Here is a 15,406-nt window from a genome sequence, read left to right on the forward strand (position 1 = left end):
CGCGATGCTCACCGAGTCACCTCGGTGAGCATCCACCGACCTAGTCGAAGAGCTCCTGGGCCAGGAAGTGGCCTGACTTCGGCGCGCGCGGGACGGCGAAGATCGCCGAGCCGACGTGGGCGATGTACTCGTTGAGCAGATCGACGCGCCCGAGCTTGCGCTGCAGGTCGACGAAGGTCGCGGGGTCCTTCATGAAGGCGATGAAGAACAGCCCGGCGTCGAGCTGACCGAGCGAGTTGAGCCCGTCGGTGAAGTTGTAGCCGCGGCGCAGGATCTTGGCGCCGCCGTTGTTCTCCGAGGCCGCCAGCGCGACGTGCGAGGTCGGATCGATGACCGGCTTGCCGTCGCGTACGGCCTTGAAGTCCGGGGTGTCGAACTCCTTCTCGCCGCCCAGCGGCGCACCCTCGGCCTTGTCGCGACCGATGGTGACGTGCTGGGTGTCGATGGTCGTGCCGTCCCAGACCTCGATGTCCATGTTGATCTTGCGGGTGACCAGGTAGCTGCCGCCCTGCATCCACACCGGCTCGTCCTGATCGGCGACCCAGACGAACTCGTCGAGGTCCTTCTCGGACTTGATGTTGCGGGTGCCGTCCTTGAGGCCCATCAGGTTGCGCGGCGTCTTCTGCCCCTTGCCCGCGGAGGCGCGACCGAAGCCGAGCACGGTCCAGCGGGTGGTGACCAGGCCGCGTCCGATCCGGATCAGGTCGCGGATCGCGTGGTAGGCCACCTGCGGGTCGTCGGCGCACGCCTGCAGCGCGAGATCGCCACCGCACAGCTCGGGCTTGAGCTCGTCGGAGGGCAGCCGCGGGATCTCGGCGAGCAGCTTCGGGCCCCGGCCCGCCAGGCCGAAGCGGTCGTCGAAGAGCTTGGGCCCGAGCCCGAGGGTGACGGTGAGCGAGGCCGGCGAGAGGTCGTACGCCTCCCCCGTGTCCTGCGGTACGCCGTTGCTCCGCGTCGGCTCGACGGAGCCGACCGGGTTGCCCTTCATCATCGTCGCCATCGCCGCCGACCAGCGTGCGAAGAGCACCTTCAGCTGCTCGGCCGTGGTGCCCTCGACGACGTCGAGGGACATGAAGACCAGGTGCCGCTGCGGCGGCGTGGCGATGCCGACCTGGTGGTCGCCGGTGTAGAAGTCGTACGCCTGGGAGAGGTCGAGCCCGTCAGAGGCTGCCGCTTCGGCGGGCGCGGCGACACGGCCACCGAGGAAGCCCGCCGCCGCGCCGGCCGCGACGCCACCCCCGGCGCCGGCGATGAGCCGGCGCCGGGAGAAGCCCTTGCCTTCGGTGGTCATCAGGCCGTCGCTGCCTTCTCCGCCAGCCGGCCGAGCACGTCCTGCAGCGACTGCACCGTGGCCGACAGCTTCTTGCCGTCGGAGGCCTTCAGCTCGGCGGTGTAGGGACGGTAGCCACCCAGCGCCGTCGGGTCCTTGTAGCCCTCGAGGTCGTCGGTGACGGCGGTGAAGCGCCCGTCGATGGTCTTGACCAGCTCGGCGTCGATCTTCTCCAGACCCGGGCGGAGCGCGGCGTAGGCCTGCTGAGCGCCCTCGACGTTGTTGGCGAAGTCGACCAGGTCGATGTGGCTGTAGGCCTCCTCCTCGCCGGTGATCTTGCCCGACTGGACCTCCTCGAGCAGCGCGGCGGCACCGTTGGCGAGGTCCTCGGGCTTGAACTCCAGGGTCTTGCCGACCTCGGCGAGCTTGGTGACGTTGGTGACCAGGTCGGCGGCGTACTTCTTGGTCTGGTCGGTGATCTTCTTCGCCTCGAACAGGTCACGCTCGACGGCGTGGAAGCCGCTCCAGCCGACCGCCTCGTCGAGGTTGGAGGCGCGCATGTCGATCAGGTAGTCGAGGTTGCCCTTGTTGTCGGTCGGGTCGAAGCCCTCCATCACGAAGCCCTCGACGTCGGACTCGATCTTCTCGTAGAAGGGGCGGGCGTCGGCGTAGGCCTTCTGGGCCGCGGCGACGTCGCCCGAGTCGACGGCCTTCTGCAGCTCCTGGACACCGACGACCATCGCATCGAGCTGCGTGTTGACGTAGGTCGTGTAGTCCTTCGCGCCCGCGGCGAGCAGCTCGGCGGTGTCGCCGGTCGGCTCCGCCGCGGCCTCGCCGGTGACCTCGAAGGGGATCCGCTCCTCGGTGGCGCCCGGGCAGTAGACCTCGTAGTCACCACCGCCGAGGGTGAGGGTGAAGGACACCTCGGGCAGGCCCGGGGCGAGGTTCTCCTTCTCGCCGAGGATCTTCTGGCCGTCCATCAGCTCGACCTCGGTGACCCCGGCCGCCGACTCGTTGACGACCGTGAAGGTCACCGGTCCAGCAGCGGCGGTGTCAGTGTCGAGCTCGCAGACGTCACCGTCGGAGCCGCTGACCAGCTTCACCGCGACCTGGCTCGCGCCCTTCTTCTTCGGCGCCGCCGAGTCGTCGGTGTCGCTGCCGCAGGCAGCGAGGCCGGTCAGGCACAGCGCGGTGAGTGCTGCAACGGAGATCGCCTTACGCGACATGGGTGGTTCCTTCCACTGATGACTCCCGAGGCCCTTCGTGGCCGGGGTCGTTGACGGCGCGCGGTTCGGTGGCGCGGCCGGGCCTGCGCAGGGACTGCCACAGCAGCAGCCCGGCGAGGACGATGAGGGCGACCGGCACCCAGTGCTTCCACAGCAGCCGGTCGTGGGCGGCTCGGTCCGCCTCGGCGATCGTCGCCGACAGGTCGGCCGCGTAGGTCTCCTCGACCTGCAGCGCGGCGCCGTCGACGGTGAAGGTGCGCGGCGAGATCAGGCCGCCGCCCTCGATCGTGAGCAGGAGCTTGCCGGTGGTGCGTACGTCGACCAGGCCGTCGTCACGGCTCAGCACCGTGTGACGGGTGGTGTCGGTCCAGCGGGCCTCGTAGGGGCCCGGCGCGGTGGTGAGGTTGAGGCCGACTGGGACCCTGTTGCCGGTGTAGGTGAGCAGGTCCCCCGCGGTGAGGGTGGCCGGCAGGTCGCCGGAACCCTCCGCGTGCCAGGCGGTGTCGGCGTTGCCGGTGTGGTCGGTGGGGTTGCCGAGCTCGATCTTCTCGCCGTCGGCGGTCAGGGTCGCCCGGTCACCCGAGACGGCCAGCACCGCCGTACGTCCGTCCGCCAGCGGTGCCTCGCGGGGCACGTCGACGCCCGGCAGCGGCACGAGGACGAAGAGCACGGCGGCGACGGCCACGGCGGCGACGGCGCCGCCGATCCGCAGCCGTCGCGCGAGCGCGGCGCCCGGGCGCAGCCGGGCGGGCAGGAGCAGCATCGCGAGCATCGGCACCAGGTAGGCGAGCCAGCCGAGCACCTCGATCACGCGCGGGTCGGCGGGGACGCCGAGGATCCCGGTGATCACGGCCGAGCGCACCGAGCCGTTGGGGATGAGCCAGGACAGGTCGACCGTGCGGCCCTGGCCGACGGTCACCCAGCCCGCCTCGTGCCCGGTGCGCAGCGCAAACATCACCAGCCCGGCAGCGACGAAGACCAGGAAGACCCCGGTGACCTGGAAGAACATCTTCAGGTTGAGGCGCAGGCCGCCGGCGTAGATCCCCCAGCCGAGCCCGATGGAGATGGCCAGACCGAGGAGGGCGCCGAGGATCGCGGCCGGGGCGCTGGTGGCGTTCTGGATCGTGGCGAGCAGGAAGACGGAGGTCTCGAAACCCTCGCGCAGCACGGCCAGGAAGCCCATCAGCGCCATCGCGGTCAGCGTGCCGGCGCCCAGCGCCGCGGCCGCCGCCTTCTCGAGCTCGCCCTTGAGGCTGCGGGCGTGGGTGTGCATCCAGCGGATCATCCCGGTCACGAACACGATGGCGATCACGCCGATGACGCACTCGAGCATCTCCTGCTGCCGCTGCGGCAGCGCCTGCTCGAGCAGGCGCAGCGCGACACCGACGGCGACGCTCAGCCCGATGCCGGCGCCGACCCCGATCCACAGCCCGCGCAGCGGGGCGCGGTTGCGGCGCAGGAAGGTGGCGATGATCGACACGATCAGCGCCGCCTCGAGCCCCTCGCGCAGGCCGATGACGAACGTTGGAAGCATTCCCGCAGCCTAACGTTAGGTTAGGCTCACCTTGTAGGGCGGGACCCAGAATTTTTCTGGGCTTGTCCTTCGGTTCGGCTGTTCAGAGCCTCGTCAGATCGCGCAGCCGTCGGGTCCGCAGGCGTCGCCGTCACCGACGATCGTGAGCGCGGGCCTGGTCTCGGCGTGCACCTTCTCCAGCAGCTGGCTGAACAGGTCGGTCGGCTGGGCGCCGGAGACGCCGTACTTCCCCTCGACGACGTAGAACGGCACCCCGGTGGCGCCGTAGGCGCGGGCCTGCTCGATGTCGGCCTGGACGTCGCCGGCGAACTCCTCGCTGGCGAGCACCTCGTCCACCCGGCCGGCGTCGAGACCGACGTTCACGGCGGACTGCTTCAGCACGGCGTGGTCACCCATCGACTCCCCGCGGGTGAAGTACGCAGCGAGCAGCTCCTCCTTGAGCGCGGCCTGCTTGCCCTCGGCCTTGGCGAGGTGGAGCAGCCGGTGGGCGTCGATGGTCCGCGCGTGCGGGGTGTCCTCGTGGCGGAACTCCAGGCCGGCCGCCGCGGCAGGCTCGTTGGCCCGCTTCATCAGCTCGCGGGCCTGGTCGACCGAGGCGCCGAACTTCTTCGCGAGGGCCTCGACGGTGGTCTCCACCGGGACCTCGGGAGCGGTCGGGTCGAGCTCGAAGGAGTGGTAGACGATCTCGACGTCGTCGCTGTGCTCGAAGCGCTCGAGGGCTTCCTCGAGATGGCGCTTGCCGATGTAGCACCAGGGACAGACGACGTCGGACCAGACATCAATACGCATGTGACGGGAACGTTTGGTTCGGTACGAAACATTCCGCAACGGACTGATCTCCCCTGAGATCGTCTCAGGGGAGATCAGGGGTAGGCCCAGGAACCGTCCAGGGATCTGCCAGGGATCTGCCCGACGCGCGTGAGCATGCCGGGGCGCGAGGCTCGGAGCATGATCCAGATCGATGCCCTCACCAAGAGGTACGGCAGGTTCACGGCCGTCGACAACGTGACCTTCACAGCCGAGCCCGGCCGGGTGACCGGCTTCCTCGGCCCCAACGGCGCCGGCAAGTCCACGACCATGCGCATCCTGGTCGGACTCACCGATCCGTCCTCCGGCAGCGCCCACCTCCTCGGCCGCCACTTCTCGCAGCTGCCCAACCCGGGCCGCGAGGTCGGCGTCCTGCTCGACGCCTCCGCCCAGCACGGCGGTCGCACCGGCCGCGAGATCCTGACGCTGGCCGCCCGCACCATGGGCCTGCCGAAGTCCCGCGTCGCCGAGACCCTCGCGCGGGTCAGCCTGACCGAGGACGAGGCCGGGCGCCGCGTACGCAACTACTCCCTAGGGATGCGGCAGCGGCTCGGGATCGCGACGGCCCTGATCGGAGACCCCGAGGTCCTGATCCTCGACGAGCCCGCCAACGGCCTCGACCCGGCCGGCATCCGCTGGATGCGCGACCTGCTGCGCGGCTTCGCCGACGACGGCGGCACCGTGCTGCTCTCCTCGCACCTGCTGCACGAGATCGAGGTGATCGCCGACGACATCGTGGTCATCGGCAACGGCCGGATCGTGGCGCAGGGCACCAAGCAGGAGCTGCTCGCCAGCGGCGAGACGTACGCCCGTTCCAGTGATCCCACCTCGCTCGGCCGGGCCCTCCAGCGGGCCGGGCACACCGCCGAGATCACCTCCGAGGGCGCCGTCCGCAGCGACGCCGACCTCACCACCGTCGGCCAGATCGCCTTCGACGCCGGGCTGGTGCTGGCCGAGCTCCGCGCCGCCGACGGCGCCGGGCTGGAGGAGATGTTCCTCCAGCTCACCGCAGAGACCCAGCGTGACCACCTCCAGACCCCGGAAGGGGAAGCAGCATGACCACCACGACCATCGCCCCGGAGCCGGCCGGCCCGGCTGCGGTACGCCGCCGCGAGCGGCCCGTGCCCGCCCCGATCCCCTTCGGCCGGATCGCCGGCATCGAGCTGCGCAAGATGTTCGACACCCGCTCGGGGTTCTGGCTGATGGCCAGCCTGGTCGTGCTCTCCCTGGCCGCGACCGCGGCCACGATCATCTTCGTGGACGCCGACAACCTCGACTACGAGGGCTTCGCGAGTGCGTGGGGCATCCCGATGTCCGTGATCCTGCCGATGATCGCGGTGCTCGCCGTCACGAGTGAGTGGAGCGCTCGCAGCGCGCTGACGACCTTCACCCTGGTGCCCGGACGTGGTCGCGTGATCAGTGCGAAGGCCGTGGTCACCGCCCTGGTCGGAGTCGTCGCCATCGCGGTCGCAGCACTCGTCGGCGCCCTGGGCTACCTCGGCGTGGCAGCCGTCATGGATCTCGACCCCGTCTGGAACCTCTCCTTCGCCGAGCTCGCCCGGGTCACCCTGGCCAGCGAGATCGGGATGTTCATGGGCTTCATGCTCGGCACGCTCTTCCGCAGCTCGCCGGCCGCGATCGTGGCGTACTTCGTCTACGCCCTCGTCCTGCCCGGCGTCTCCTCGGCGCTCGCCTCGACCAACACCTGGTGGGCCGAGCACGCGACCTGGTTCGACCTCAACTGGGCGACGATGAACCTGTACTCCGAGATGACCGACAAGATGTGGGCCCAACTCGGCGTCGCCGGCCTGATCTGGCTGGTGATCCCGATGCTCGTCGGCCTCCGCCTGGTCCTCAAGTCCGAGGTCAAATAACCCGCCGAGTCGGCGCAACTGTCCCGCTCAAAACCGCCGAGTCGGCGCGTCTGTCCCAAGACTCTGGGACAGACGCGCCGACTCGGGCCCGTTTTCTGGGACAGTCGCGCCGACTCGGCGAACTTCGGGTCAGCGGGCGGCCGAACCCTCGGTGTAGTCGTCGTCGGTCTGGCTCCACGAGAAGTGGGCGCGCAGGGCCTTGCCGGTGGCCTCGATCGGGTGACCGGCCTCCTCCTCGCGCAGCTTCTGGAACTCGACCGCACCGTTGTCCTGGTCGGCGATGAAGCGGGCGGCGAAGGAGCCGTCCTGGATCTCCGCGAGCACCTGCTGCATGGTCTCCTTGACCTGCGGGCCGATGACGCGCGGGCCGGAGACGTAGTCGCCGTACTCAGCGGTGTCGGAGATCGACCAGCGCTGCTTGGCGATGCCGCCCTCCCACATCAGGTCGACGATGAGCTTGAGCTCGTGGAGCACCTCGAAGTAGGCGATCTCGGGCTGGTAGCCGGCCTCGGTCAGCGTCTCGAACCCGGCCTGGACCAGGTGGGACACGCCGCCGCAGAGCACGGCCTGCTCGCCGAAGAGGTCGGTCTCGGTCTCCTCGGTGAAGGTCGTCTTGATGACGCCGGCGCGGGTGCCGCCGATGCCCTTGGCGTAGGACTTCGCGAGGTCCCAGGCGGAACCGGAGGCGTCCTGCTCGACGGCGATGATGTCCGGGATGCCGCGGCCGGCGACGTACTCACGACGGACCGTGTGGCCCGGGGCCTTCGGGGCCACCAGGATCACGTCGACGCCCTCGGGCGCCTTGATGTAGCCGAAGCGCACGTTGAAGCCGTGGCCGAAGACGAGGGTCTTGCCGGCGGTCACGTGGGGCGCGAGCTGGTCGTTGTAGAGACCGCGCTGGTGCTGGTCGGGAGCGAGGATGACGATCACGTCGGCCTCGGCGGCCGCGTCGGCGGGGCTGAGGACCTTGAAGCCCTCCTCCTCGGCCTTCGGGGTCGACTTCGAGCCGGGCTGCAGGCCGATGCGCACGTCCACACCGGAGTCACGCAGGTTGAGCGCGTGGGCGTGGCCCTGGCTGCCGTAGCCGATGACGGCGACCTTCTTCGCCTGGATCAGCGCGAGGTCGGCGTCGTCGTCGTAGAAAATCTCAGCCACGAGGGCTTCTCCTTTAGTTGTGTTTGATAGGGGTTCAGACCGCGGAAGGCGGAGCGGGCACAGCCACGGATCGCAGGCTGCGCTCGGAGATCGACCGGGAGCCGCGGCCCATGCCGACCATGCCGGACTGGGAGAGCTCACGGATACCGAAGGGCTCGATGACCCGGAGGAAGTCATTGAGCTTGCCGGTGTTGCCGGCCAGCTGGACGATGACGGTGTCGGTGGACACGTCGACGACCTTGGCGCGGAAGAGCTGAATGGTGTCGAGCACCTGGCTGCGGGTCTCCGTGGTGGCGGTGATCTTGACCAGCATGAGCGCACGCTGGACGCGCGTCTCGGGCTCGAGCTCGACGATCTTGATCACCTCGACCAGCTTGTTGAGCTGCTTGGTGACCTGCTCGAGGGGGGTGTTCTCGAGGTTGACGACGACCGTCATGCGGGAGACCTCGTCGTGCTCGGTCGGTCCCACCGCGAGGGATTCGATGTTGAAGCCGCGGCGCGAGAAGAGCGCGGCCACACGGGCCAGGACGCCGGGCTTGTTCTCGACCAGGACGCTCAGCGTGTGCTTGCCGCCGGTCTTCACGGGCTGGATGCTCATCAGAGGTCGTCCTCGTCGAACTCGGGCGCGAGGTCGCGCGCGTACTGGATCTCGTCGTTGGAGGAGCCGGCGGCGACCATCGGCCACACCATGGCGTCCTTGTTGACCCGGAAGTCGACGACGACGGGCATGTCGTTGATCTCCATGGCCTTCTCGATGGTGGCATCGACGTCGTCGGCGGAGTCGCAGGCCAGGCCGACGCAGCCCATGGCCTCGGCCAGCTTGGGGAAGTCGGGGATGCGCTTCGGCTGGCCATGGCCCTGCAGGTTGGTGTTGGAGTAGCGCTCGCCGTAGAAGAGCGTCTGCCACTGGCGCACCATGCCGAGGTTGTCGTTGTTGATGATGGCGACCTTGATCGGGATGCCCTCGATCGCGCAGGTGGCCAGCTCCTGGTTGGTCATCTGGAAGCAGCCGTCGCCGTCGATCGACCACACCGTGGAGTCCGGGCAGCCGACCTTGGCGCCCATGGCGGCCGGGACGGAGTAGCCCATCGTGCCGAGGCCACCGGAGTTGATCCAGGTGTTGGGGTGCTCGTAGCCGATGAACTGCGCGGCCCACATCTGGTGCTGGCCGACACCGGCGGTGAAGATCGTGTCCTCGCCGGAGATCTTGCCGAGCCGCTCGATGACGTACTGCGGCGAGAGGCCCTCGGCGGGGAGGTCGTAGCCGAGCGGGTACTGCTTCTTGATCCCGGCGACGAAGGCGATCCAGCCCTCGTAGTCGCCCTCCTTGCCGGCCTCCTTCTCGGCGGTGAGCACCGCGATCAGGTCGGCGAGGACCTCGCGCACGTCGCCCACGATCGGGACGTCGGCGTAGCGGTTCTTGCCGATCTCGGCCGGGTCGATGTCGGCGTGGATCACCTTGGCGTTGGGGGCGAAGGAGTCCAGGTTGCCGGTGACACGGTCGTCGAAGCGGGCGCCCAGGCTGATGATCAGGTCGGACTTCTGCAGGCCGGCGACCGCGGCGACGGTGCCGTGCATGCCCGGCATACCGAGGTGCTGCGGGTGGGAGTCGGGGAAGGCGCCGCGCGCCATCAGCGTGGTCACGACCGGGATACCGGTGAGCGTGGCCAGCTGCAGGAGCTCGCGGTGGGCGCCGGAGCGGATCGTGCCGCCACCGACGTACAGGACAGGCTTCTTGGCCTCCAGCATCAGGCGCGCAGCCTCGCGGATCTGCTTGGCGTGCGGCCTGGTCACCGGGCGGTAGCCCGGCAGGTGGAGCTCGGTCGGCCACCGGTAGGTGGTGGTGGCCTGCAACGCCGACTTGGTGACGTCGACGAGGACCGGACCCGGCCTCCCGGAGGAGGCGAGGTGGAAGGCCTCAGCGACCCGGAGCGGGATCTCCGCCGGGTCGGTGATGAGGAAGCTGTGCTTGGTGACCGGCATCGTGATGCCGCGGATGTCCGCCTCCTGGAAGGCGTCGGTGCCGATCATCGCCGCGCCGACCTGGCCGGTGATGGCCACCATCGGCACGGAGTCCATGTTGGCGTCGGCAAGCGGGGTGACGAGGTTGGTCGCGCCCGGACCGGACGTCGCCATGCAGACCCCCACCTTGCCGGTCGCGGCGGCGTAGCCCTGGGCCGCGTGGCCGGCGCCCTGCTCGTGGCGTACGAGGATGTGGCGGATCTTCGAGTCCATCAGCGGGTCGTACGCCGGAAGGATCGCTCCTCCCGGAATGCCGAAGATGTTCTCGGCCCCCGCTGCTTCCAGCGACTTGATCAGGCTCTGTGCGCCTGTCATCTGCTCGCTCATGTCCGCCGTCCTACTCCTCGGAGCTTCTACTCATGGGATCTCGTGGGGTTGCTTGTGCAACAAAAAACCCTCCGGCCCGGCGGGCAACGGAGGGAGACGCGTCGTCTGGGGCCAGTGGCTCCTAGGCGACGCGCCTGATAAGTACGAGAATGCTGTGCAGCATGCCCACACGTTAACCCCATGTGTCGCGCCGTGTCACCTCACCCTATCGCGCGTCCCATGATCTGAGATCACCGTCCCAGTATCTGTCAGTCGTTCGGTCGGGGCAGCTCGCCGGAGCGGATCCTCGGCGCAGATCCTCGGAGCAGATCTCAGGGATCTCACCGAGGCGCCGGGCCCGCGGGGATCGCTAGCCTGGGCGGACCAGTGGATCTCGGGTCCGTCCGCCCAGTGGAGGCAACGATGTCGACCGACGAGAAACACGGCTCCGCGTGGCTTCCGCCACGCTGGTTCATCCGCGCCGCGTGGTGGTTCCACCGCCGGCTGTACGCAGCGGGCGGCGCCCGCTTCCTGCGCCGTCCACGCCCGGACCGGGCCGGCATGCTCCGGCTGACCACGGTCGGGCGCCGCACCGGGCAGGAGCGCTCGGTCATCCTGTCCTACGTCCCCGACGGGTCGACGTACGTCACGCTGGCGATGAACGGCTGGGCCGACCCGCCACCCGCCTGGTGGCTCAACCTGAAGGCCCGGCCCGAAGCCCTCGCCGAGACCGTCGACGGGCCACGGCAGGTGCGCGCCCACGAGGCCACCGGACCCGAGCGCGAGCGGCTGTGGGCGATGCTCGCCGCCGCCGACGACGGGTGGGGCGACCTCGACGACTTCGCCGCCCGGCGCTCGCACCAGACTCCGGTGGTGGTCCTGGAGGTCACCGAGCCCGCCTCGTGACGGCTCAGCCCAGGCCGAGCCGCTCGCGCAGGAACGTCCAGGCGAAGGCGGAGAGGTGGGCCGACTGCGCGTTGTTGGCGGCGCCGCCGTGGCCACCCTCGATGTTCTCGTAGTAGGTGACGTCCTTGCCGGTCGCGGCCAGCAGCGCGGCCATCTTGCGGGCGTGGCCGGGGTGGACCCGGTCGTCCTTGGTGGAGGTGGTGAGCAGGACCGGCGGGTAGGTCTTCGAGCCGTCGAGCAGATGGTAGGGCGAGAACATCCGGATGTACTCCCACTCCTCCGGCACGTCCGGGTCGCCGTACTCGGCCATCCACGACGCTCCGGCGAGGAGGTGGGAGTAGCGCTTCATGTCCAGCAGCGGCACCTGGATCACGACGGCGCCGAACAGCTCGGGGTAGAGCGTGAGCATGTTGCCGGTCAGCAGCCCGCCGTTGGAGCCGCCCTGGATCCCGAGGTGGTCGGCGTCGGTCACGCCGGTCTCGGCGAGGTGGCGGGCGACGGCGGCGAAGTCCTCGTAGGCCTTGTGCCGGTTCTCCTTCAGCGCCGCCTGGTGCCAGGCCGGGCCGTACTCCCCTCCCCCGCGGATGTTGGCGACCGCATAGACGCCGCCCTCGCTGAGCCAGGCCCGGCCGACGCCGGCGGAGTAGCCCGGGGTCATCGGGATCTCGAAGCCGCCGTAGCCGTAGAGCAGCGTCGGGACCGGGCCGGCGCTGCCGTCGAGGGCGGCTGCGGAGCCGACGATGAAATAGGGGATCCGGGTGCCGTCGGCCGAGGTGGCGAAGCGCTGCTCGGCCCGCAGCCCGTCGGTGTCGAACCAGGCCGGCGCGGACTTGAGCGGCTCGACGGTCTCGGCGCCGATCGTGGTCAGGCCGTACGTCGCCGGGGTCAGGTAGCCGCTGGTCACGACCCAGACCTCGTCCGACTCGACCGCGTCGACGGCACGGGTGCCGACAGCGGCCACCGGGTCGGTCGCCGGGAACTCCGAGCGCACCCACTCCCCCGACGCCGGCGCCGGCGCCGGCGCCGGCGGGGTCAGGACGTGCAACCGGTTCTTCACGTCCTCGAACACGTTGAGGACGAGGTGGTTGCGGGTCCAGGTCGCCCCGGCGAGCGAGGTCTTCGCGGTGGGCTCGAAGAGGACGGTCAGGTCGCGCTCGCCGGCCAGGAACCGGTCGGCCTCGATCGCGAGCAGGGACCCGGCGGCGTACGTCGTCTCCGTCGGGGTCCACTCGTCGCGCAGCTCGATCACCAGCCACTCCCGGTGGAAACCGGCCTCGGCCGAGTCGGGGATGTCGAGCTTGGTGAGCGTCTGCTCGGGCGTGCCGGGGTCGGTGGCGACGTACGTCTCGGACTTGTAGAACGCGATCGAGCGGCTGACCAGGTCGCGCTCGAAGCCGGGGGTGTGGATGCGGCGGGCGGAGATGTACATGTCCTCGTCGGTGCCCTCGTAGACCACCGCCGCGTCCTCGAACGGGGTGCCGCGGCGCCACAGCTTCACGATCCGCGGGTAGCCGCTCGGGGTCAGCGAGCCGGGGCCGAAGTCGGTGTAGACGTAGACCGCGTCCGGACCGCACCAGGAGAGCGCGCCCTTGGCGCCGCCCTGCTCGACGGCACGGGTGAAGCCACCGTCCTCGGGGGCCACGAACGCCTTCTCGACCAGGTCGAACTCCCGGGTCACGTCGGCGTCCGAGCCGCCCGGGGAGAGGTCGACGAGCACCTTGCGCCACGGCTCGCCCGGCTCGGGCCGGAGCACCGAGGCGCCGTGCCAGACCCAGCTCTCGCCCTCCTCGGCGGCGAGCGCGTCGAGGTCGAGCAGGATCTCCCACTCGGGGTCGTCGGTGCGGTACGACTCCGGCGTGGTGCGCCGCCAGATGCCGCGCTCGTGGTCGGCGTCGCGCCAGAAGTTGTAGAGGTGCTCGCCGAGCCGGGAGACCTCGGGCACCCGGTCGTCGGAGTCGAGCACCTCGAGGATCTGGGCCTCGATCTTGGCGAACACGGGATCGGCGCCGACGCTCGCGTGGGCCTCCTCGTTGCGCGCCCGCACCCAGGCCAGCGCCTCGACGCCCTCGACCTCCTCGAGCCAGCCGAACGGGTCCTCCCCGGCGGGGTCGAGCGGGGTCACGATCGTCAGCTCAGAGGTCATGCCGGAAGGCTACTTCGCGGGGTGCAAGTTGCGACCGACCGGCACAATTGCGGCATGAGTGAAGCGGAGGGGTCGTCGAAGGGTCTGCCGCGGCGAGCGGCGACACGGACGGCCAAGCTGGCCGCGCTGCCGATGGGATACGCCGGGCGCAAGGCCCTCGGGCTCGGGAAGCGGATCGGGGGCAAGCCGGCCGAGGCCGTGCTGGCCGACGTCCACCAGCGTACGGCCGACCAGCTGTTCCGCACCCTGGGTGAGCTCAAGGGCGGCGCGATGAAGTTCGGGCAGATGCTCTCGATCATGGAGGCGGCGCTGCCGGAGTCGCAGGCGGCCCACTACCGCGCCCAGCTCACCCGGCTCCAGGACTCCGCTCCCCCGATGCCGACCGGGATCGTACGCGGCCTGCTGGCCCGGGATCTCGGACCGGAATGGTCCGACCAGCTGGTCGAGCTGTCCGAGGAGCCGGCCGCCTCCGCCTCGATCGGACAGGTGCACCGTGGCCGCTGGGCCGACGGGCGTGAGGTCGCGGTGAAGGTGCAGTACCCGGGCGCCGACGAGGCGCTCCGCGCCGACCTGCGCCAGATCGGCCGGGTCGCCGCGATCGGCAACGCCGTCGTGCCGGGGATGGACATCAAGGCGCTGGTGGCCGAGCTGCAGGAGCGGGTCGTCGAGGAGCTCGACTACCCGAAGGAGGCCGAGGCCCAGCGCGTCTTCGCCGAGGCGTACGCGGACCACCCCCTGATCGACGTCCCCGATGTCGTCGCCGTGGGGCCGAGCGTGCTCGTCACCGAGTGGGTGGAGTCGGAGGGATCGATCGCGAAGGTGATCGCCGAGGGCACCCCCGAGGAGCGCGACCACTACGGCGAGCTCCTCGTCCGGTTCTGGTTCTCCGCACCGGAGCTGACCGGGATGCTCCACGCCGACCCGCACCCGGGCAACTTCCGGGTCCTGAGTGACGGCCGCCTGGCGGTGCTCGACTTCGGCCTCGCCGCTCGGCTCCCGGACCGGGGTTTCCCCGAGCCGATGGGCCGGCTGATCCGGATCGCCTCGACCGGCGACGCCGACGCGCTGGTCGCGGGCCTGCGTCACGAGGGGTTCATCCGGGAGGGCATCAAGGTCGAGCCGCAGCACGTGCTCGACTACCTGGCGCCGTTCGTGACGCCGGCGCTGGAGGAGCGTTTCCGGTTCACCCGGGAGTGGATGCGCGAGGAGTTCAAGCGGATCAACGATCCCAAGGATCCCGCCTACACGGTCGGGCTGAAGCTCAACCTGCCGCCGTCCTACCTCCTCATCCACCGGGTCTGGCTCGGCGGTCTCGGGGTGCTCGCGCAGCTCAACGCGGAGGCCCCGTTCCGGGAGATCCTCGAGGAGCACCTGCCCGGTTTCGCGGGCTGACGGCTCAGGGCAGCACGGTCTGCCCCACCGGACCGGGGTTGTAGGCGATCTCCCAGCGGACGCCGTCGGGGTCGGCGAAGTAGCCGGTGTAGCCGCCCCAGACCCGCTCCTCGGCGGCCGACGCCTCACGCCCGAGCGACCGGGCCAGCTCCAGTACGCCGTCGACCTCCTCGCGGGTGGCGACGTTGTGGGCGAGGGTGAACGGCGCGACGCCGTCGGAGACGGCGATCCTGCCGACCTCCTCCTCGAACTCGGCCCGGTCCCACAGCGAGAGGATGACGTGCTCGCCGACGCGGATCATGAGCACCCCGTCGGCCTCCATCTCCGGTGTCCAGCCGAGGCCGTCGACGTAGAACGAGCGGCTCGCCGCCACGTCGGCGGCGGCCACGGTGATGAAGCTGATGCGCTGGTCCATGGCAGCCACACTGCCATGGACCAGCGGGGGTGTCAGGCCCCCTTGGCGCGGCCCGGCTTCTCGCGCAGGACGTCTCGGCGAGCGCGGTACTCGTTCTCGTCGATCTCGCCCGCGGCGTACCTCTCGGCCAACCGTGCCTCACCCGCGCGCCGCGGCCCCTCGGCCACCCGCTTGCGGTTGTAGAGGACGACCGCGGTGATGATCGCCGCGATCACCAGGAACCACAGGATCGGGAAGATCGGCCAGAACGCCGGCGGCCCTCCCCCGTCCTGCCACGGTCCGCCGTCTCGCCACGGACCCCAGTGGTCGTCGGCCACCACCGTGGCCACCGTCTCGTTGATGCTCATCGCTCGTGT

14 protein-coding genes are annotated in these 15,406 nt (G+C 70.1%); 4 read left to right on the top strand and 10 right to left on the bottom strand.

Going from position 1 to position 15,406, the window contains the following annotated elements; genetic code table 11:
• Positions 1 to 40 precede the first annotated feature (40 nt).
• The 4 genes from efeB to HD557_RS18155 all read right to left on the bottom strand — a co-directional run bounded on the left by efeB (position 41) and on the right by HD557_RS18155 (position 4,819).
• The gene (gene efeB, locus HD557_RS18140; protein ID WP_008358404.1) at positions 41 to 1,291 is read right to left on the bottom strand and encodes an iron uptake transporter deferrochelatase/peroxidase subunit; all 1,251 of its coding nucleotides are present in this window, start codon (positions 1,289 to 1,291) and stop codon (positions 41 to 43) included.
• Positions 1,291 to 2,496 (bottom strand): iron uptake system protein EfeO, encoded by a 1,206-nt coding sequence (efeO, locus tag HD557_RS18145; RefSeq protein WP_196874877.1) that lies wholly within the window; start codon positions 2,494 to 2,496, stop codon positions 1,291 to 1,293. Before efeO ends, efeB begins: the two co-directional genes overlap by 1 nt.
• Positions 2,486 to 4,030 carry an iron uptake transporter permease EfeU gene (efeU, locus tag HD557_RS18150; RefSeq protein WP_196874878.1) on the bottom strand — a complete coding sequence of 515 codons (1,545 nt, stop codon included), beginning with the start codon at positions 4,028 to 4,030 and terminating at the stop codon, positions 2,486 to 2,488. Before efeU ends, efeO begins: the two co-directional genes overlap by 11 nt.
• 93 nt (positions 4,031 to 4,123) lie before the next feature.
• Positions 4,124 to 4,819 (bottom strand): DsbA family oxidoreductase, encoded by a 696-nt coding sequence (locus tag HD557_RS18155; protein WP_196874879.1) that lies wholly within the window; start codon positions 4,817 to 4,819, stop codon positions 4,124 to 4,126.
• A 159-nt stretch (positions 4,820 to 4,978) separates the two neighbouring features.
• Between HD557_RS18155 and HD557_RS18160 the strand changes: the two genes are divergently transcribed.
• Together HD557_RS18160 and HD557_RS18165 are read left to right on the top strand one after the other, a co-directional pair.
• On the top strand, positions 4,979 to 5,896 hold the full coding sequence (locus tag HD557_RS18160; protein ID WP_196874880.1) for an ABC transporter ATP-binding protein: 918 nt from the start codon (positions 4,979 to 4,981) through the stop codon (positions 5,894 to 5,896).
• On the top strand, positions 5,893 to 6,711 hold the full coding sequence (locus tag HD557_RS18165; protein ID WP_196874881.1) for an ABC transporter permease: 819 nt from the start codon (positions 5,893 to 5,895) through the stop codon (positions 6,709 to 6,711). Before HD557_RS18160 ends, HD557_RS18165 begins: the two co-directional genes overlap by 4 nt.
• 129 nt (positions 6,712 to 6,840) lie before the next feature.
• Here the strand turns inward: HD557_RS18165 and ilvC are convergent, their stop codons facing one another.
• The 3 genes from ilvC to HD557_RS18180 are packed head-to-tail and all read right to left on the bottom strand — an operon-like array spanning position 6,841 to position 10,215.
• Positions 6,841 to 7,866, bottom strand: a complete 1,026-nt coding sequence (gene ilvC, locus HD557_RS18170; RefSeq protein WP_008358413.1) for a ketol-acid reductoisomerase — start codon at positions 7,864 to 7,866, stop codon at positions 6,841 to 6,843.
• A 34-nt stretch (positions 7,867 to 7,900) separates the two neighbouring features.
• Positions 7,901 to 8,464: an acetolactate synthase small subunit gene (gene ilvN / locus HD557_RS18175; protein WP_008358415.1), complete on the bottom strand. Its 564-nt coding sequence runs from the start codon at positions 8,462 to 8,464 to the stop codon at positions 7,901 to 7,903.
• Complete coding sequence (locus HD557_RS18180; protein ID WP_196874882.1) at positions 8,464 to 10,215, bottom strand: acetolactate synthase large subunit; 1,752 nt, start codon at positions 10,213 to 10,215, stop codon at positions 8,464 to 8,466. Before HD557_RS18180 ends, ilvN begins: the two co-directional genes overlap by 1 nt.
• Before the next feature lie 402 nt (positions 10,216 to 10,617).
• Here HD557_RS18180 and HD557_RS18185 point away from each other — a divergent pair, with 402 nt between their 5' ends.
• The gene (locus HD557_RS18185; RefSeq protein ID WP_196874883.1) at positions 10,618 to 11,100 is read left to right on the top strand and encodes a nitroreductase/quinone reductase family protein; all 483 of its coding nucleotides are present in this window, start codon (positions 10,618 to 10,620) and stop codon (positions 11,098 to 11,100) included.
• 4 nt (positions 11,101 to 11,104) lie between these two features.
• Here the strand turns inward: HD557_RS18185 and HD557_RS18190 are convergent, their stop codons facing one another.
• Entirely contained in the window at positions 11,105 to 13,243 is a 2,139-nt protein-coding gene (locus HD557_RS18190) for a prolyl oligopeptidase family serine peptidase (RefSeq protein WP_196874884.1), read from the bottom strand.
• Positions 13,244 to 13,297: 54 nt separating this feature from the next.
• Between HD557_RS18190 and HD557_RS18195 the strand changes: the two genes are divergently transcribed.
• Complete coding sequence (locus HD557_RS18195) at positions 13,298 to 14,635, top strand: ABC1 kinase family protein (protein ID WP_008358422.1); 1,338 nt, start codon at positions 13,298 to 13,300, stop codon at positions 14,633 to 14,635.
• Between the two features lie 4 nt (positions 14,636 to 14,639).
• On the opposite strand, the gene HD557_RS18200 is transcribed toward HD557_RS18195, so the two are convergent.
• Both HD557_RS18200 and HD557_RS18205 read right to left on the bottom strand, forming a co-directional pair.
• Positions 14,640 to 15,050, bottom strand: a complete 411-nt coding sequence (locus HD557_RS18200; protein WP_196874885.1) for a VOC family protein — start codon at positions 15,048 to 15,050, stop codon at positions 14,640 to 14,642.
• A 32-nt stretch (positions 15,051 to 15,082) separates the two neighbouring features.
• The gene (locus HD557_RS18205) at positions 15,083 to 15,397 is read right to left on the bottom strand and encodes an SHOCT domain-containing protein (protein WP_196874886.1); all 315 of its coding nucleotides are present in this window, start codon (positions 15,395 to 15,397) and stop codon (positions 15,083 to 15,085) included.
• Positions 15,398 to 15,406: the final 9 nt, after the last annotated feature.

The sequence above is a fragment of the Nocardioides luteus genome, from assembly GCF_015752315.1.
Classification (GTDB): Bacteria; Actinomycetota; Actinomycetes; order Propionibacteriales; family Nocardioidaceae; genus Nocardioides.